19 protein-coding genes are annotated in these 17507 nt (G+C 43.1%); 15 read left to right on the plus strand and 4 right to left on the minus strand.

Going from position 1 to position 17507, the window contains the following annotated elements; all coding sequences use genetic code 11:
* Positions 1–120: 120 nt before the first annotated feature.
* From QWZ13_RS09090 to QWZ13_RS09120, 7 genes are all read left to right on the plus strand, one after another.
* On the plus strand, positions 121–1782 hold the full coding sequence (locus QWZ13_RS09090) for an AMP-binding protein (RefSeq protein WP_290281496.1): 1662 nt from the start codon (positions 121–123) through the stop codon (positions 1780–1782).
* An 82-nt stretch (positions 1783–1864) separates the two neighbouring features.
* Positions 1865–5809: an ATP-dependent RNA helicase HrpA gene (gene hrpA / locus QWZ13_RS09095; RefSeq protein WP_353958977.1), complete on the plus strand. Its 3945-nt coding sequence runs from the start codon at positions 1865–1867 to the stop codon at positions 5807–5809.
* Positions 5785–6729 (plus strand): alpha/beta hydrolase, encoded by a 945-nt coding sequence (locus QWZ13_RS09100; RefSeq protein WP_290281497.1) that lies wholly within the window; start codon positions 5785–5787, stop codon positions 6727–6729. Before hrpA ends, QWZ13_RS09100 begins: the two co-directional genes overlap by 25 nt.
* Positions 6730–6740: 11 nt before the next feature.
* Complete coding sequence (locus tag QWZ13_RS09105; RefSeq protein ID WP_290281498.1) at positions 6741–7163, plus strand: GNAT family N-acetyltransferase; 423 nt, start codon at positions 6741–6743, stop codon at positions 7161–7163.
* Between the two features lie 28 nt (positions 7164–7191).
* Positions 7192–7632 (plus strand): aminoglycoside 6'-N-acetyltransferase, encoded by a 441-nt coding sequence (aac(6'), locus tag QWZ13_RS09110; protein ID WP_290281499.1) that lies wholly within the window; start codon positions 7192–7194, stop codon positions 7630–7632.
* A 103-nt stretch (positions 7633–7735) separates the two neighbouring features.
* On the plus strand, positions 7736–8242 hold the full coding sequence (locus QWZ13_RS09115) for a nucleotidyltransferase family protein (protein ID WP_290281500.1): 507 nt from the start codon (positions 7736–7738) through the stop codon (positions 8240–8242).
* Complete coding sequence (locus QWZ13_RS09120; RefSeq protein WP_290281501.1) at positions 8230–8679, plus strand: GNAT family N-acetyltransferase; 450 nt, start codon at positions 8230–8232, stop codon at positions 8677–8679. The genes QWZ13_RS09115 and QWZ13_RS09120 overlap by 13 nt, the downstream gene beginning before the upstream one ends.
* Before the next feature lie 41 nt (positions 8680–8720).
* Here the strand turns inward: QWZ13_RS09120 and QWZ13_RS09125 are convergent, their stop codons facing one another.
* Entirely contained in the window at positions 8721–9344 is a 624-nt protein-coding gene (locus QWZ13_RS09125) for a flavin reductase family protein (RefSeq protein WP_290281502.1), read from the minus strand.
* Between the two features lie 9 nt (positions 9345–9353).
* Positions 9354–10085, minus strand: a complete 732-nt coding sequence (locus tag QWZ13_RS09130) for an SDR family NAD(P)-dependent oxidoreductase (RefSeq protein WP_290281503.1) — start codon at positions 10083–10085, stop codon at positions 9354–9356.
* A gap of 144 nt (positions 10086–10229) precedes the next feature.
* On the opposite strand from QWZ13_RS09130, the gene QWZ13_RS09135 reads away from it, so the two are divergent.
* Positions 10230–10709 (plus strand): GNAT family N-acetyltransferase, encoded by a 480-nt coding sequence (locus tag QWZ13_RS09135; protein ID WP_290281504.1) that lies wholly within the window; start codon positions 10230–10232, stop codon positions 10707–10709.
* Between the two features lie 45 nt (positions 10710–10754).
* On the opposite strand, the gene QWZ13_RS09140 is transcribed toward QWZ13_RS09135, so the two are convergent.
* Positions 10755–12665 (minus strand): methyl-accepting chemotaxis protein, encoded by a 1911-nt coding sequence (locus QWZ13_RS09140; RefSeq protein WP_290281505.1) that lies wholly within the window; start codon positions 12663–12665, stop codon positions 10755–10757.
* Positions 12666–12772: 107 nt separating this feature from the next.
* Positions 12773–13186: a Zn(2+)-responsive transcriptional regulator gene (gene zntR / locus QWZ13_RS09145; protein WP_215999204.1), complete on the minus strand. Its 414-nt coding sequence runs from the start codon at positions 13184–13186 to the stop codon at positions 12773–12775.
* A gap of 25 nt (positions 13187–13211) precedes the next feature.
* Between zntR and QWZ13_RS09150 the strand changes: the two genes are divergently transcribed.
* The 7 genes from QWZ13_RS09150 to QWZ13_RS09180 all read left to right on the plus strand — a co-directional run bounded on the left by QWZ13_RS09150 (position 13212) and on the right by QWZ13_RS09180 (position 17505).
* Entirely contained in the window at positions 13212–13337 is a 126-nt protein-coding gene (locus QWZ13_RS09150) for a hypothetical protein (RefSeq protein WP_290281506.1), read from the plus strand.
* 29 nt (positions 13338–13366) lie between these two features.
* Positions 13367–13891, plus strand: a complete 525-nt coding sequence (locus QWZ13_RS09155) for a peroxiredoxin (protein ID WP_290281507.1) — start codon at positions 13367–13369, stop codon at positions 13889–13891.
* Positions 13892–14048: 157 nt separating this feature from the next.
* Positions 14049–14570: a bifunctional adenosylcobinamide kinase/adenosylcobinamide-phosphate guanylyltransferase gene (gene cobU / locus QWZ13_RS09160; protein WP_290281508.1), complete on the plus strand. Its 522-nt coding sequence runs from the start codon at positions 14049–14051 to the stop codon at positions 14568–14570.
* A gap of 2 nt (positions 14571–14572) precedes the next feature.
* Entirely contained in the window at positions 14573–15601 is a 1029-nt protein-coding gene (gene cobT, locus QWZ13_RS09165) for a nicotinate-nucleotide--dimethylbenzimidazole phosphoribosyltransferase (RefSeq protein WP_290281509.1), read from the plus strand.
* On the plus strand, positions 15538–16338 hold the full coding sequence (gene cobS, locus QWZ13_RS09170; RefSeq protein WP_290281510.1) for an adenosylcobinamide-GDP ribazoletransferase: 801 nt from the start codon (positions 15538–15540) through the stop codon (positions 16336–16338). The genes cobT and cobS overlap by 64 nt, the downstream gene beginning before the upstream one ends.
* Positions 16329–16865: a histidine phosphatase family protein gene (locus QWZ13_RS09175; protein WP_290281511.1), complete on the plus strand. Its 537-nt coding sequence runs from the start codon at positions 16329–16331 to the stop codon at positions 16863–16865. Before cobS ends, QWZ13_RS09175 begins: the two co-directional genes overlap by 10 nt.
* A 19-nt stretch (positions 16866–16884) precedes the next feature.
* Entirely contained in the window at positions 16885–17505 is a 621-nt protein-coding gene (locus QWZ13_RS09180) for an SGNH/GDSL hydrolase family protein (RefSeq protein WP_290281512.1), read from the plus strand.
* The last annotated feature ends 2 nt before the right edge of the window (positions 17506–17507 follow it).

The raw sequence follows: 17507 nt of genomic DNA on the forward strand, positions 1-17507 counted from the left end.
AGGTAATAGATCCGTACAATTGTGAATATACCTCACAGACTATTGAACATTGCGATTCAACAGCGCACAATTTCAATTATTCTTAATAAATTAATAATAAGAACATAAATTGGAGACACCATGAGCGAGATTTATCGTCACACGAATTATCCTGGGAACATGAAAGCCGAAGTGAACCCGGATGCCTATGAAACTGTTGTTGATCTATTTAATGAAAAGGTTAAAACATGGGGCCATAAGCCCGCATTTACCTGCATGGGCAAAACACTAACTTATGGTGAACTCGATGTTCTTTCTGCGCAATTTGCGGCCTATTTGCAAAACAGTACTGATTTAGAACCCGGTGACCGTATTGCGCTGCAAATGCCTAATATTCTTCAGTTTCCAATTGCAATTTGGGGCGCCATGCGTGCCGGTCTAGTGGTTGTTAATACGAACCCACTCTATACCGATCGCGAGCTAGAACACCAAATGAACGATTCTGGCGCAAAAGCGATTGTTGTTTACGCTGGTATGGCGGCACAGGTGTTACGTTTACAATCTAAAACTCCAATAGAGCGCGTCATTGTCACTGAAATTGCAGACATGCATCCGCCCATTAAACGAGCACTGGTCAATACCGTAGTAAAGCGTGTTAAGAAAATGGTTCCTGCCTATGATGCCAGTTCGACTGTGTCGTTTAGAGATGCGCTAAATGAAGGTAAGAAGTTTTCTTATCGGCCCGTGAAAACAGGTCACGATGACCCGATTATTTTTCAATATACCGGTGGTACTACAGGTGTCGCAAAAGGCGCCATGCTGACAAACCGCAACCTAATTGCCAATATGTTGCAGTCTTATGAGTTCTTCCAGATCAGCCTTAACGATGGTGAAGAGACCTTTATTACGCCATTACCGCTGTATCACATCTATGCATTTACCGTACATGGCATGGTATTAATGTATACGGGTAATCACAGTGTACTTATTCCGAATCCGCGTGATATCCCTGCGTTTGTGAAAGAACTTGCTAGCAATGAATTTACAGGTTTTGTTGGTTTAAACACACTATTCGTAGCGCTTTGCAATAATGAAGGGTTCCAAAAGCTCGACTTCAGCAAGTTAAAGTTTACCATTTCTGGTGGTATGGCGTTAACACACGCCGCGGCTGATCAATGGGAAAACACGACGGGTTGCCCTATTTATGAGGGTTACGGCATGACCGAATCGTCACCAGTGATTAGCTTTAACCCGCCTACATTTCAGCAAATTGGCACCATTGGTATTCCTGCACCGAGCACCGAAGTTCGAATTGTGGGTGAAGATGGCGAAATACAGCCATTCGGTGAGCGCGGTGAGCTTTGTGTTCGTGGGCCGCAAGTTATGAAAGGCTATTGGAATCGTCCTGCCGATACAGAAAGCACAATTGATTCCGATGGGTTCCTCAAAACCGGTGATATCGCAATTTTGCAAGAAGACGGTTACTTACGCATTGTCGATCGTAAGAAAGATATGATTGTGGTTTCTGGATTTAACGTATATCCAAATGAAATTGAAGACGTTCTAGCGAGCCACCCGGACGTAGTTGAATGCGCTGCGATCGGAGTACCTAATGAGAAAACAGGTGAAGCCATTAAAGTGTTTGTTGTGGCGCAAAATAGCGTGACTGAAGAATCTTTGATCGCCCATTGCCGCGAAAATCTAACAGGGTATAAAGTACCTAAACTATTTGAGTTTAGAGACGAGCTGCCTAAAACAAACGTCGGTAAAGTGTTGCGTCGCGAACTAAGACCAACTGAGTAATACAGAACTTTACAATGATAATACGCCACTCAAGGTGACTACACTTTGGTGGCGTTCCATCCTACCTTTGCATACCCTATAATTGCCCGATTGTCATAGTTTTCGGGTCATCATGTCAGATTTAGCAACAAACAAGCTTGTTACAGTCGATCAAGTTCGAGCCTCCTTTTCTAAGTGTATGGTGAAAGACCGTCACGCCTTAAAATTGCAGTGCCAAAAAATTGGGTCGCTAGAAAAGCAACACAAACCAACGGACTCCGCTCATCAACGCTTAGATACATTATTCCGATCTTCTTCCGAAGCATTTAATAAACGGTCAGAAAACCTTCCTGAGGTGAATTTAGAAGAAAGCTTGCCGGTTAGCGAACATGCCGAACAAATTCGGGCGGCTATACGCGATCACCAAGTAGTGGTCATTGCAGGTGAAACCGGCTCAGGTAAAACAACGCAAATACCAAAGTTGTGTTTGCTTGAAGGCAGAGGCATTGCAGGATTAATCGGCCATACCCAACCTCGGCGTTTGGCTGCTCGGTCGGTTGCTACACGCATCGCAGAAGAGCTCAAGGTAAAGTTAGGTGAAACTGTCGGCTATCAAGTGCGATTTACCGACGAATCGAGCGCGCAAACGGCCATCAAGCTAATGACTGACGGGATATTGCTCAGTGAAATACAGCATGATCCTTATTTGAATAAGTACGATACGATCATTATCGATGAAGCACATGAACGCAGTTTAAATATCGATTTTCTTTTAGGCTACTTAAAGCGCCTGCTGGTTAAGCGAAAAGATCTAAAAGTGATCATCACATCGGCTACTATCGATGTAGAGCGGTTTTCTAAGCATTTTAACAACGCTCCAGTTATTGAAGTCAGTGGTCGATCTTTTCCTGTCGATGTACTGTATCGGCCTATGAGCACAGAAGAGTCGGATTACTCGGCCGACTTGCCGAGCGCTATTCTTGAGGCTGTTGAGGAGATTGAGCAGCTGGAAAAAAGCGGAGAGACCGCCTCGAAAGGCGGGGATATCTTGGTGTTTTTGCCAGGCGAGCGCGAAATTCGAGAGGCTTTTAATACGCTTAAACAAGGCAATTTATTCAATACCGAGTTGTTACCTTTGTATGCGCGGTTGAGCGCTAGTGAGCAATTGCGTATTTTTTCTAAGCACAGTGGCCGACGAATCGTGTTGTCAACTAACGTAGCAGAAACCTCGTTGACGGTTCCGGGTATTCACTATGTTATAGACACTGGGTTAGCTCGCATGAGCCGATACAGTTATCGTTCAAAAATTCAACGTTTGCCGATTGAAGGGGTATCACAAGCGTCAGCAAACCAACGTGCTGGACGCTGTGGTCGAGTTGCACCGGGTTTGTGTATACGTCTATACAGCGAAGAAGATTTTCAAACGCGCCCAGAATTTACAGATCCTGAGATTCTGCGAACCAATTTGGCATCCGTTATTTTGCAAATGCTAAATATGCGCTTAGGGCAAGTGGAAGATTTTCCATTTGTTGAGCCACCCGATGCTCGGATGATTCGCGATGGTTATACCTTACTTAACGAATTAGCCGCGGTTCAAAAAAATGGTAAGTTAACCTCAATAGGTAAAGACTTAGCCAGGTTACCCGTTGACCCTCGTATTGGTCGTATGGTGATAGCGGCTAACCAACAAGGCTCCTTAAACGAAGTATTGATAATTGCCAGCGCACTGTCGGTGCCCGATCCTCGTGAGCGCCCGCAAGATAAACAGCAAGCGGCAACCGAAAAGCATGCACAAGATAAAGACCCCGACTCGGATTTCATTGCCTTTGTAAATTTGTGGAATCGTTATGAAGAGCAGCGCCAATCGTTGTCGCAAAACCAGCTTAGAAAATACTGTAAAACACAGTTTCTAAATTATTTGCGTATGCGTGAGTGGCGCGATATTCACCGGCAATTGTTTTTAATGTGCAAAGAGTTAGGCTTTAAATTAAATGCGCAGCCCGCGGGTTATGAGGCCATTCATAAAGGTCTACTGGCAGGTCTATTGAGCCAAATTGCAACGTATAAAGAAGAAAAAACTTACACCGCCGCGCGAGGCCGACATTGTGTGATACACCCATCATCAGTGCATCGTCGTAGAGGTCCAAAGTGGTTTGTAACCGCCGAGCTGGTAGAAACCACACAGGTTTTTGCGCGCACAGTAGCGAAAATAGAGCCAAGTTGGGTAGAACCGCTGGCTTCTCATTTGGTCAAACGTAATTACTCTGAGCCGCATTATGAGAAAAAGCAAGGGCAGGTAACTGCAAAAGAAACTGTTTTACTTTACGGTTTACCCATTGTTGCATCACGCTCAGTACATTATGGGCGAATAGATCCTGATTTATCGCGCGAAATATTTATTCGCAGCGCCTTGGTTGAAGGTGAGCTCACCACAAAAGCACCCTTTTTTAAGTACAATCAGCGCTTACTCGAAGATGTTTTAGATTTAGAAGACAAGGCGCGCCGAAAAGATATTCTAGTCGATGAAGATACGTTGTATCAATTCTATGATGAAAAACTACCACACGATATCGTGAACAACTCTGGGTTTCATGCTTGGCTTAAAAAACAGCCTAAAGATGCACTCAACTTTGATCCAACCTTACTGGTTTCAGACAATGCTTCTAATGTTAGTGATCAGGCGTTTCCCGACACCTTGAATATGAATGGCATGGTTCTGCCATTAAATTATCGCTTTGAACCCGGGCATGAAAAAGATGGCGTGACTTTAAAAGTACCGGCAGCTGCGGTAGCGCAACTTTCCAAAGCACAATTAAGTTGGTTGGTTCCTGGACTGCTACGTGAAAAAATTACAGCGCTGTTAAAAGGCCTGCCAAAATCTTATCGACGTAACTTTGTACCCGTGCCTAACTATGTAGATGCCTTAATGCAATCAATTGAGCCCAGTGATGAACCAATACACAAAGTGATTACTGAGCGACTTTTTAGAATGACAGGGATTCGGGTTCCTGAAGATCAGTGGCCGGAAGAGCGGATAACCGATCATTTAAGGTTTCGGTATGAAGTTGTCAATGATCAAGGTAAAGTCGTTGCAGCCGGGCGTAATGTTGATGAACTCCTGAAGCCCGCCAATGATGCCGCTCAGTCACAAACATCGACACCTAAAAAAGAACAGGCGACCATTAAGAGCGATACCGAATGGTCTTTTGGAGAGCTGCCCGAGTTTGAGCACCATATGCAAGCGGGCATTAAAATTCAAATGTACCCGGCTTTAGTTGATAAAGTCTCTTCTGTCAGTAGAGAGCGGTTTACCAGCCAAGATTGGGCCGCTCATGAGCATCAAAAAGGAGTGTGGCGCTTAGCGCAGTTTGCTTACCAGCAGCCGTTGAACTTTTTAGCGAAAAATTTACCTAAGTTTAAAGAATCCGCATTATTGTTTGCACCTTACGGAAAAGCCGACGCGTTAAAGCAAGATATATTAATGGGTACTGTGCAAAAAACGTTAGACGCCTCTACAAATATACCGAGATCAAAGCTTGAGTTTGAAGCATGGATAGAAAGCCGGCGTGGGGATTTGGTGGAGCGTGGTGAAACGTTGGCCTTGCAAGTACATGAGCAGTTACTCGTGCATCACCGCATCAGAAAGCAATTGAAAGGTAAAATGAGCTTTACCACAGCCTTTATTTTTGCGGATGTCGCCAGCCAACTCGATAATTTAATCTACCCTGGTTACATCAGTGCGACAGAAGGCTCAGTATTTAACGAACTACTGCGTTACCTTAATGGTGCGGAAGCCCGTTTAAATCGAACGTCGGGGATTCCTGCCTCGGAAAATATGGTGGTAGACGAATTACAAGAAATCTGGCAACGTTTCAAAGTAAAGCAAGCCACTAGTATGAAAATGCAACAGTATTCTCCGGAGCTAATGGACTATCGATGGATGATTGAAGAGTATAGAGTGTCATTGTTTGCACAAAAGTTAGGCACTCGCTTTCCGATTTCGGCAAAACGGCTAGAAAAACAATGGCAAAAGGTGAAGGACTCATGACCCCGACGATTCGCGAAGAACGTCTAAAAATACCCACTGTACATGGTGGGCAATTGTTCTTAAGGTGTATAGAGCAACAAGAAAGTTCGCGCGCCGTAGTGCTAATGTTGCATGGCCTTGGAAGCTCAGGCGATGTATTTATTGGTGAAGGGCATGGTTTAGCGAATTATTTAAGTGAATTAGGCTTCACCTGTTATGTACCCGATTTAATTGGCCATGGTCAAAGTTGGCCGCATATTAGTCGTCACCTAGAGCACAGTGTGCACGATATCGTCGAAGAAGACTTAGTGCGTATATTTTCTCAAATAGAAAAAACACTCAACGGCCGTCCATTGTATGTGGTGGGGCAAGGCTTTGGTTCTGTGTTGCTGCTATCCGCCTTTGCTAAGCACCCACTCATCCAGAAATTGACGGAAGGGTTCGTTCACTTTAATGCGCGACGAAGTACAACCATTTCGGGGGCTAGCCATCGATTGCTGTCTAAAGCATTGTGGCGAAAGTTAATGAATGGAGTTGGGGCGGTACGAGGTGACGTACCCTTACATTGGACATCGCAAGCGAATCAACCAGAGGCTTTAAGCTGGTATCGGACCTTTCTAAATTGGTCAGAAGGCGATTGGGTCGACGAAGTCGATCAATTTAATTATGCCGCCAAAATCAGGGCGCTCACTTTACCTCCCAGCTTGTATTTAGCCTCACGCAGCCAAGGTTATTGGTCTAACACCGCTGATGTACGTGAGTTTATGCGAGAGTTGGGCACTCATAACGCGCGAATGCTCATTTTAGCCAAAGGCGACGGTAATTTACGCAACTACAATAGCCTTTCGATGCTGCAACATGATGATGCCTGGGTCGATCATTTCCCTGTAATTCTCGATTGGTTAAATGAACGGATTCGTCAACAAGGTCAACCTGTTTAAAAGGAAGTAGGGTGAAATATATTCGTATATCTACTGATCCATCGGATATGGATATCGATCTAATTCACAGTTTTTTATCCACTCAAGCTCGATGGTGTACGGGTATCCCGCGAACGATCGTTGAAAAAGCCATTGCGAATAGCCTGTGTTTTGGTGTTTTTCTGAACGGTACCCAAGTTGGATTCTGCCGAATGGTAACCGATTTTGCGACCTTTGGTAATTTAGTTGATGTATTTGTAGTCCCAGAGCACCAAGGTAAAGGGTACTGCCAAATGATGTTAGCAGAAGTTAATAACCACCCTGAGCTACAAGGGCTGAGACGCATCATGCTTGCCACATCCGACAAACATGCATTGTATGAAAAAGCTGGCTTTAAACCTTTATTAAAGCCAGAAATATTTATGGAGAAGTTTAACCCTCTTGTTTATAAGTAGCTAAAACTTGATAAAGTGAGTGTAAACAATGGACATAAGAGTAGTAAACCGAATAGATATTGGTGAATGGGCAGAGCTAAGAAATGAGCTTTGGCCTAGCTCGGTAGATCAACATAAGAGAGATTTAACACAATACTTTCAAGGTAAATCAACCCAAATTAATCACGCCTATTTGAGCTTCAATAATGGTGAAATTGTTGGGTTTATAGAATTGAATGTTAGAAATTATGCCGAAGGGAGCTCCGAACCTAGAGTCCCTTTTGTAGAAGGGTGGTACGTGAAACCTGATTTTCAAGGAACAGGAATTGGAAAAGCGTTGATGGAAGCGGCCGAGCAATGGGCTATAAAGTCAGGTTATCACGAGTTAGCAAGCGATACTGAATTTTCTAATGAAAAAAGTATTGCACTGCATAAAGAATTAGGGTTTAAGGAAGTAGAACGAGTTGTTTGTTTTTTAAAGAAACTTTGAGTGCTCATTAGTATTTTAAATGTAACCATTGAATTGAAGTAATAAAGAACAAATGAATTACAAGCAAAAGATAAAAGAAATTATCACCTCAGATAATCAAAGAATGAAGGTGCTCAATGCGGTTCAGTCTATAGGGTTACCTGATGGTATAGTCGCAGCAGGCTTTGTAAGGAATGCTGTTTGGGATTTTCTATATGGAATCGAGACACCGTTAAATGATATCGACGTTATTTATTTTTGTGAATCGGATATTTCAGAAGAAAAAGACTTAATGTTGGAGCATCAACTATTCGAGCTTGAGCCTGATTTTCCTTGGTCGGTAAAGAATCAAGCCAGAATGCATATAAGAAATGGAGATGCACCTTATAAACATTGCTTGAACGCCATGAATTTTTGGCCTGAAAAGCAGACGGCAGTGGGCGCTTACCTTAATCCATTAAACGACCTGGAAATTATAAGTAGCTTTAACCTTTCGCTGTTGTTTAATGGGGAAATTGAATATAACCCTGCTCGATCTTTGGATGTGTTTAATAAAAGAGTTACTTCAAAAAAATGGCTAACTAATTGGCCCTTGTTGAAAGTTAAGACCAGTACTCTATGTACTCAGTAAAGTTAAGAAAAGCAAAACCTTCTGACTTCGACCCATTGGTTGAACTGTTTACTAATGCACGCGTTCGAAAATACTTAGGAGGTGTGTTGAGAAGGGAAGACGCTGAACTTAGAGCCGAAAATTACATTGTTTCTAAGCGGGATACAGACTTTGTAGTTGAAGTAGAGGGCGATTTTTGTGGGTTGATTACTCTTTCCTCTCACATTGAAGAACCCGGCACTGAAGTATCCTTCCAATTCTTACCAAACGCCTATGGTAAGGGCATTGCTAATGAATCACTTACAAAAGTGAAAAGCCTTATATCAGATCGAATAGTAGCAGAAACTCAACTAGCGATTATTTCCTCTCGAAAGTTACTGAATCGATTAGGGTTTATTGAGGTTAAACAAGTTTCCCGCCACACAGAGCAGCAAGTAATAGCTGTGTTAGAAAAGTAGCTTCATAGAATGAAATAGACCGTTAAAATTTTTTTCAGCATTTAGTCTCGGTAATTTTCTTTCTTTGCATAAGGTAATCGCTCAATAATTTGAGTTTTGTGATAGCTGTCTAAGCCGCTCACCGTAACCGTGTTTAATGCTTCCAAATCTATAAAACCATCTTCTTGAATCGCGCCATCTTTCACATGTAAGTCAATAATTTCCCCAATGACCAGTTCGGTACCGTTGATGGCAAGGTGCTGGTGCTCTCTAAACTGTACAGCATATTTTAAGTGGCTCTGGGCAACAAAAGGCGCTTTAAAGTCGGCTAGGGTTTCAGGTGTTAAGCCGGTCATGGTGAATTCAGATTCTTCTTTATCGTATCGTGCTGAGGTTTGATGCGCTTGCGAAACAATATCTGCGTTTACTTGGTTTATGGTATAAACCTTGGTTTCTAAAATATTCTCAAAGGTGTGTCTAGCTACACTGTGGGGGCGAATGATCATGCCAACCAAAGGAGGGTGAGCGCCTAGATGGAATACTGAGCTGACAATGGCCAGATTAGTTTGGCCTTGTGAGTCTTGCGTGCCAATTAGGTTTGCACTTTTAAAACCAGAAAGTGAGTTAATAAGGTGCGCTCTAAAGCGGCTGTCGAGTGTCGCCAATGATTCTTGAGAGTAGTGCATTAAACATCCTTACCAGTTTATTGGTTTACCTTGCCAGTCAATATACGCAGGTTCGTTGGGTTTCGTAAACTGTTGGGCGTTGCTAAGCAAATTAAACAGTTGATTGGCTACAAATTCTGGGCTGAACAACTTATGTTCGGGTAAGTTTTTCTGAAACGGTTTGGATAATGCCGTGTCAGTGGTACAAGGGTGAAAAAGTACCAGCCGTGTGTTTTTGGAACGTCTTGATAACTCAATCGCTGCGGTTTTAAATAGCATGTTCAATGCCGATTTTGAGGCGCGATAACTGTACCAACCGCCTAGCTGATTATCCTCTATGCTTCCAACTCGAGCTCTAAGGGCTGTGATTGTGCAATCATGGTTATGATTCAGCAACGGAAATACAGCTTGCAAGCACAGCAATGGCGTAAGTGTATTGGCAGTAAAAAGCTGTTGAAAATAATTGGCATCAATATCTTCTAAGCGTTTTTCGGGTTGATTACTAAGGGTATGAAGTACGCCGTTGAATAGGATAATTTGGTGTGGCCTTACATTAAGTTGATGCAACTGTTCAGAAACCCTGTTTAAGCTTTCTGGCGAGTAATTGCAGTGCAAATATTCCACTGCATTTTTCATAGGGTTTTGACGGCTCACGGCGTATATTGTCGCATTAGGCTCTTTATCTAATATATGTGATATATACGCTTTTGAAATTGCGCTGTTGGCACCGAACAGTAGGTAGTGTCTAGTCATTGTATTCATTGCTCGGTTACTTTTAGATTCGTAGTTTCATACGTTAAGATTAGCGCTGTAGATCATAATATTATGTTTTACGCGTCGAAAATTTCTAAAAAATAACGATGCAATGTAAGAAAGTCCTCTTATATTGTTTAAATTAGGGGCTCAATGATGATTAGCTTACGAAAATTCGAAGAGGCAGATCGCTCGGCCGTATTAGCCTTGTCAGTTGCAACGAGTCAAGTGCCATTTGTTGGCGAGGTAGCTGAGCTACTTCAAGAGGTCGAAGGAATGCATCGCCAAGTGATAGAAAACCAAGATAAAGGCATAGTTGGATTTTTTCGGTTTGATACTAACTTTGCGAAGTGCCATGAATTTGCCAGCAAAACTGAGTTGGGGGTGCGATCATTTTTCATCGATCAGCGTTATCAGGGCAGGGGGTTTGGTCAACAGGCTTGCAAAGCTATTCGTGAATATGCAACAAAACACTTTGCTGAATTTAATACTGCGGTATTGACCGTAAACTGCAAAAATCCGAGTGCAATTAATGCCTATATTAAAGCTGGCTTTATTGATTCAGGGGAGTTGTACTTGGGCGGTACTGCTGGGCCGCAACATATTATGCGTATGGCATTGAATAAGATTTGAAGTTAAAGGAATACCCGAGGGTATTCCTTTTTTTGTAGGGGTGCTCTAAATCTTAAATCGGCTGACCAATTGCTCTAATGCTTGCGACATCGTTTTTAAAGCATTACTCGATGATTCAATGCTGGTAGAAGCCGCTGCACTTTGCTCTGTGCTGTCGCTAATATTCACAATGTGGCTGTTAATTTCATTCACTACCGCAGCCTGTTCTTCTGTTGCTGTTGCAATTTGGAAGTTCAGATCTGAAATATTCTTAACATTCCGTACAATCTCTTCCAATGCTTCATTCGTTTTAGCTGAGGCTTCAACACTTTGCTGGGCATGACTGCGGCTTTGGTGAACCGAATCTACAGCATTGCGAGCGCCGGTTTGCAGCTCGGTGATCATCTCGTGAATTTCATCAGTTGATTCACCAGTACGTTGTGCTAAGTTACGAACTTCGTCTGCCACTACCGCAAAACCACGGCCTTGTTCACCTGCGCGAGCGGCTTCAATAGCGGCGTTTAAGGCCAATAGATTGGTTTGTTCTGAGATGCCACGGATAACGTCTAAAACGCTACTAATGGCATCACTTTTTTCGGCTAAAGTATCTATATTGGTTGAAACCAAGTCCATATTTGAAGCCATGCTTTCAATTGTTTGACTTGATTCAGAGACGGTCGACTGCGCATTGTGAGCCACATCATTTGCTTCGGTCGAGGCCGTGGCCGCAACGCTAGCATTTTTGGCAATATCGGAAATGGTTGAGCCCATCTCGCTCATGGCGACCGAGACCTGATGGCTCTCATCACGTTGTTGGTTCGCTACGGATTTTAGTTTTTCAGCATCACTGTAAGTCGCTTCAGACGCATGTCTGACATCTGTAGAGGTTTGAGAAACATCGACCACCACATTGCGGATCTTATTCGTAAAGGCATTAAAACCTCGAGCCAGCCTTGCAACTTCTTCAGCTTCATGTTCATTAATTTTGGTGCTTAAGTCGCCTTCGCCTTCACCGAGCTCTTCGAAAGCTTCGGCCATTTTTATTAGGGGTTTCACCAAGTTTTTCGCCAGAATAAAGATTAAGCCCATAAAGACTAAAATACTTACCAGTAGGGTGAGTAGCATGTAGTTTCGTGCTTCATTTAAACCAACATAAAGTTCGGCTTCCGGTACTTCGGCGACAACATACCATCCCAAGCTTTCAATAAAGCTCGAAGCAATAATAGTGTGGCCGTTAGATTCAAAGGCGAAATCTTGTTTTTTCAATAAGTTGGCTGAATTTATGTCTGAATATAATCCAGAAAGAGTCTGCTTTTCGGCATAAACGGAGTTAGGGTGTATTTTCACTAATCCATTGGCATCGACTAAATACACAAAGCCTGTCTGCTCTATTTGAAATTCATTCAGGTAACTGACCATCTCATTAAAAGATTTGGAGACACCTGAAGCACCTCGGCCGTTTAATTGTTGAAAATTGACAAATACATCCACATTGCCATCTTGCTGCGCATAGGTACTGGCCGATTCAGCTTGCCCACTGGATTTGAAAGCAAAAAACCACCCATCAAGATTATCGTTATTGAGTGTTCGTAAAAAACCATCCTGATTCCAATAGTTGTTCGATTCTCTATCCACAAAAGAAGCGTTACTTAGACCGTAAGCGTCTCTAACTGATTTTAAGTAATTAACAACATCGGCCTCTTCAGACTTGCTAGCGCCATTTTTTGACCACTCAATAATGTAAGGGTTGGTGGCGATCATTCGCGTTAGAACGAACATTTCGTTTATTTCACCGTCTAAGGCATTTCGAATTCGCTGTATTAAGTTAGGCAGTTCCGACGACTCTAAGCGAGAAGCTAAGAGTTCGCGAGTTTTAGATTGGCCAACTAATGCTACGATACTGGTCGATAAAAATACGGCCACAAACATAGATATGAGTAGCCTATTTTTAATGGAAAGTGGAGACTTTTGATTCATGGGTTTACCTATTGCAAGTATATGTTTTCACGGGTGAATGTTTAATCTGTTCACCAGTGTAGTCAAAGAATCTGCAATTATCGGCCGAGAATCTAAAAAATGAATATTTATTTGACTTGTTGGTCGGTTTTTTCGAGAGCCTCAATGATCGTACAGTATTCGGCGCTCTCATCACCGCCACAGCACGCATCGCTTAAGCGGTGAAGGGCTACTAAGGCTTGCTTAAGCTCTTCGATTTTCTCTGTTACTTCAGAAATTTTGTTTTCGGCCACTTGTTTTGCTTCAGCACATACATGCGCAGACAAATTTGAGCGAATCGATAAGAAAGTGTCGACTTCATCTAGGCTAAAACCTATGTCTCGAGCACGTTTAATAAACTTAGCCGACTGCAAATCATCTTGGTTATAGACCCTATAATTAGACGGACTTCGGCCAGAGGCTTTCAGTAGACCTGACTTTTCGTAATATCTTAACGTGTGCGGGCTTAAACCGCTGCGTTTAGAGAGTTCACCTATTTTCATCGAATAATCCTTAGCACCTGTGTTAATGCCTTATAGTATAAGGCTTAGAGTCGACTCTAAAGTCAAGGGTTTTATTGCGGTTATATTGTTAAATGAGTTGCAGTTGCAAAGCGCAAACGAGGCGCCTAACCTAGAGCGTATTCAAGCGTAAAACTTCACAAATCAAACTTAGGAGTTTCTATGAGTAAAACAGTCCCAAACGTAACCTTTAAAACCAGAGTCAGAGATGAAAGCATCGGTGGCGATAATCCTTTTAAATGGCAAGATGTAACAACTGATGACATCTTTAAAGGCAAGAGTGTTGTTTTGTTTTCGTTACCCGGAGCGTTCACGCCTACTTGTTCAAGTACGCATTTACCTGGGTATGAAGAAAAATATGAAGAGCTAAAAGCATTAGGTGTTGATGAAGTATACTGCTTAAGTGTGAATGATGCCTTCACCATGTTTCAATGGTCAAAAAACTTAGGGGTTTCTAAAGTTAAGATGCTGCCAGACGGGAATGGTGACTTTACCCGTGGCATGGACATGTTAGTTAAGAAAGAAAACCTAGGGTTTGGCGATCGTTCATGGCGTTATTCAATGCATGTTGTTGACGGAGAAGTTAAAGAGCTGTTTGCAGAAGACGGAAAAATGGATAACTGCCCAGAAGACCCATTTGAGTGCAGTGATGTGAACACTATGATGAACTATTTAAAAAACGCTTAACTACTTCTAAGCTGCTTTTTTACATCGGGAATCGCTAAACCATAAGCCAAGGACAATACCTTGGCTTTTTTGTGCTCGGAAAGCTCCACTGGGCATTGCCATTGAACTTAAATGCCCGTAATGTTCGCTGCTTTCTTACAGCGTGAGGGTGAGAGCAATGTTGATGCTCGTTACCGGTGGTGTTAAATCGGGCAAAAGTCAGTTAGCACAGCGTAGTGCAGAAGCATTATCGAAGCAGCCATTAATGATAGCGACAGCGCAAAGACTGGATGGTGAGTTTAATGCAAGAATTCAGCACCATATCGATACTCGTCCAGACCATTGGCGAACCGTAGAAGCACCTTTAGAATTAGCCAAGGCTTTAGCTGAGCACCCGAAAGACGTTATTGTTGTTGACTGTGTAGGCGTGTGGTTGACCAATTTGTTGGTTGAGGCTCCCGATCAACGTGACACTCAAGTAGAGCAGTTCATTCAGGTTTTGAAAAGGCGGAGTGAACCAACCTTTATAGTGAGTAACGAGAGTGGGTTCGGTGTTATTGGCGCTGATTCGCTCACACGACAATTTATTGATGAACTCGGGTTACTTAATCAAAAACTTGCTCAGCTTTCGACTCACTTTGTCACCAATTTTTCAGGCTACCCAATATGGTTAAAGGGTAACCCAATATTTAAGGAATAAAAATGACACTTGCCACAACATTCTCATTAGAGCTTGCTGAGAAACTAAGTTTTGCCATCGATGATAAGACAAAACCGGTGGGATCATTAGGGCAGATAGAATCATTGGCGATACAGATCGGCCTCATTCAAAATACACTTGCCCCATCTGTCGACAACCCTGCAGCTTTTGTTTTTGGTGCCGACCATGGCGTGTGTGCTGAAGGCGTGAACCCTTTTCCACAAGAAGTGACTGAGCAAATGTTGGCCAACTTTGCACACGGTGGCGCGGCCATGAGTGTGTTTTGTCGTGTTAATGGCATTAAGATGAACGTAGTGAATATGGGCATTGCTAACCCGGATGCGCGGTGGGCTAACGTATTGCACCATGCGATTTCAAACGGAACGGCAAACTTTAGAGAGCAACCCGCTATGACCGATGCTCAAAGTGCAGAGGCTATTCAGATTGGTGCCAGCTTGGCATCTCAAGCGGTGGAGCAAGGTCATAATTTACTTATTGTGGGCGAAATGGGCATCGGAAATACCACCAGTGCGTCGGCAATTTTATCCAGCATTTTGGGGCTTGATCCTAAGGACTGTGTTGGGCCTGGAACCGGCGCAACTGAACAGCAACAAACACTTAAAATTAAGGTTATAAAAGACGCAATAGCTCGGGTAGCGTCACCCTTGACCCCGATGCAAGCGCTAGCTGAATTTGGTGGCTTTGAAATTGCTGCTATGGTTGGGTTTCTGCAAGAGGCCGCTACTTTGAAAACCCCAGTTATTGTTGATGGCTTTATCTCTACCGTCGCGGCCTTAATAGCCGAAAAACATAATCCAGGCCTTAGCCAGCACTGGATATTTGCTCATCAATCTGCTGAGCCTGCCCACGATGCCATGCTACAGGCATTATCTGCAAGACCACTGTTGAATTTGCAGTTGAGGTTGGGCGAAGGGACAGGCGCTGCACTAGCGTATCCTTTGGTTAAGTGCGCCGTTGCCATGCTAAACGATATGGCAACGTTCAGTTCAGCGGGAATCTCGGCATCATGATACGAGATTTCTTATTGGCCGTTGGCTTTTTTACCCGAATACCGGTGCCCGATCACCCAAATTTCAGTGAAAAAGCAATGAACAATACCTCCTATTACTTTCCAGCCATTGGCCTGTTAGTTGGGCTTTTTAATTTAGGCGCATTCTTGATTGCCCAGCAGTTTTTTACGGTTCCAATCGCTGTGATTTTTTCGATTGGCGTTGGGTTCTTGCTGACAGGAGGGTTTCATGAAGACGGCTGGGCGGATACTTTTGATGGTTTAGGAGGCGCCTTTGATCGAGATCGGAAGTTAGAAATAATGACGGATTCTCGTTTAGGTACGTATGGCTCGTTAGCCTTAATTTTTATTTTGTCACTAAAAGCATTGTCGTTATCTGAATTAATGCTTTTATCGGTGTGGCCCGTGTTTTTATTGGCTCATGGCTTAAGCAGGTGGGTTGCCATGCTGGCGATGGTTTTTTGTAAATACGTCAGAGTAGCTGAGAATAAAGCCAAACCTGTGGCGCAGAAGATTTCTATCGTAAAGTGGTTTTTTTCTGGCGTAGTATTAATGCCTGTCTTTTTAATGATTCCGCCAACGGTACTAGGCGTTGTATTTATCGTTGCTTTGGCCGTCTGTCTTTTTTGGGTGGTCTTACTCAAGCGACAGCTGGGTGGTTATACTGGGGATACTTTGGGGGCCATTCAACAAAGTGTCGAGGTTGCAATTTATTTAGGTTGGTTAGCGTGTATCTGATTCGTCACGATGCGGTTGATATGAGTGGCATTTGTTATGGTCAAACGGATGTTCCTACTATTGAACATTACAACCATTCCGCTTCTCGGCTAAAAGATAAGCTGCCACAGACAATAGAAAAAGTAGTCTCTAGCCCATTATCGCGATGTTTGTTGTTGTCCCAGCAACTGTTCAAAGATCAAGAACTTTTGGTTGACCCGAGAATACAGGAAGTTAATTTTGGTCAATGGGAAAATACCGCGTGGCATGATATACCGAAGCATAATATTGATACATGGTCAAAAACACCGACCCATTTTCAATTTCCTGAAGGTGAACATTTGTCAGACTTTTATCAGCGAGTTTTAAGTTTTTGGGATGAATACCAACATCAATCAGGCACTCTTTGTTTAGTCACACATGCCGGTGTTATTCGAGCGTTGCTTGCCATAGTGCATGACACACCTTGGCCAGACTGTTTACAAGTACCGGTTCCTTATTTAGGAGTGTTTCATTTAACCAAGGATTCTTTTTACCCGTTATCTTAGCGCTGAGAGGGCAAAAACGTTGGTCAGTAAGCAATTTATATTTGTGGGTGATTCAGTTACAGATTGCCACCGAAAGAGGGCGCTTCGTCACCAAAAAACTGAAGCCGCTCTGGGTCATGGGTATGTGAAGATGTTGGCATTAGGTGCACTAAAAACGCACCAAGTTTGGAATAGAGGCTTTGCTGGTTACAAAACGGTTGATACTCTAGTGGACCAAGATAGTTGGCCAAAGCAGGTATTAAAAGCTGATTGCACTACCTTGATGATCGGGATAAATGATATTTGGCATGCGTTAAAGCGCAACGAAGACGTTGATATTGAGAGCAGTGTCTCGCACTTTAATCGAATCGTTCAAACGATAAAAGCACGTTCTTCGCACTGTATGGTGATGGAGCCAATTGCGTTACCGTTTGGGGAGGTGACTCGCCGTTGGTTGCCAATAATGGCTAACCTGTTCAAAGAATATCAAGGTGTCTGTGAAGATAATGATTTGTGTTGGATACCATTGCAGCACTTATTAGAGCTCGAAAGGAAACCCGAAAAGTATTTAGAAGATGGTGTTCATCCGACTCAATTAGGGCACCAGTGGATAGCTCAACAATGGTTGGCACATATTTCACCAACCATCGTTGCAGCGTAATT

It is taken from the genome of Reinekea marina (assembly GCF_030409715.1).
GTDB classification, from domain to species: Bacteria; Pseudomonadota; Gammaproteobacteria; order Pseudomonadales; family Natronospirillaceae; genus Reinekea; species Reinekea marina.

What these genes read in the sequence shown, in the direction of transcription:
- QWZ13_RS09090 (WP_290281496.1), top strand. Translation starts at nt 121, where the DNA reads ATGAGCGAGATTTATCGTCACACGAATTATCCTGGGAACATGAAAGCC.
- QWZ13_RS09100 (WP_290281497.1), top strand. Translation starts at nt 5,785, where the DNA reads ATGGCAAAAGGTGAAGGACTCATGACCCCGACGATTCGCGAAGAACGT.
- QWZ13_RS09115 (WP_290281500.1), top strand. Translation starts at nt 7,736, where the DNA reads ATGAAGGTGCTCAATGCGGTTCAGTCTATAGGGTTACCTGATGGTATA.
- QWZ13_RS09120 (WP_290281501.1), top strand. Translation starts at nt 8,230, where the DNA reads ATGTACTCAGTAAAGTTAAGAAAAGCAAAACCTTCTGACTTCGACCCA.
- QWZ13_RS09125 (WP_290281502.1), bottom strand. Translation starts at nt 9,344, where the DNA reads ATGCACTACTCTCAAGAATCATTGGCGACACTCGACAGCCGCTTTAGA.
- QWZ13_RS09130 (WP_290281503.1), bottom strand. Translation starts at nt 10,085, where the DNA reads ATGAATACAATGACTAGACACTACCTACTGTTCGGTGCCAACAGCGCA.
- QWZ13_RS09135 (WP_290281504.1), top strand. Translation starts at nt 10,230, where the DNA reads ATGATGATTAGCTTACGAAAATTCGAAGAGGCAGATCGCTCGGCCGTA.
- QWZ13_RS09140 (WP_290281505.1), bottom strand. Translation starts at nt 12,665, where the DNA reads ATGAATCAAAAGTCTCCACTTTCCATTAAAAATAGGCTACTCATATCT.
- zntR (WP_215999204.1), bottom strand. Translation starts at nt 13,186, where the DNA reads ATGAAAATAGGTGAACTCTCTAAACGCAGCGGTTTAAGCCCGCACACG.
- QWZ13_RS09150 (WP_290281506.1), top strand. Translation starts at nt 13,212, where the DNA reads ATGCCTTATAGTATAAGGCTTAGAGTCGACTCTAAAGTCAAGGGTTTT.
- QWZ13_RS09155 (WP_290281507.1), top strand. Translation starts at nt 13,367, where the DNA reads ATGAGTAAAACAGTCCCAAACGTAACCTTTAAAACCAGAGTCAGAGAT.
- cobU (WP_290281508.1), top strand. Translation starts at nt 14,049, where the DNA reads ATGTTGATGCTCGTTACCGGTGGTGTTAAATCGGGCAAAAGTCAGTTA.
- cobT (WP_290281509.1), top strand. Translation starts at nt 14,573, where the DNA reads ATGACACTTGCCACAACATTCTCATTAGAGCTTGCTGAGAAACTAAGT.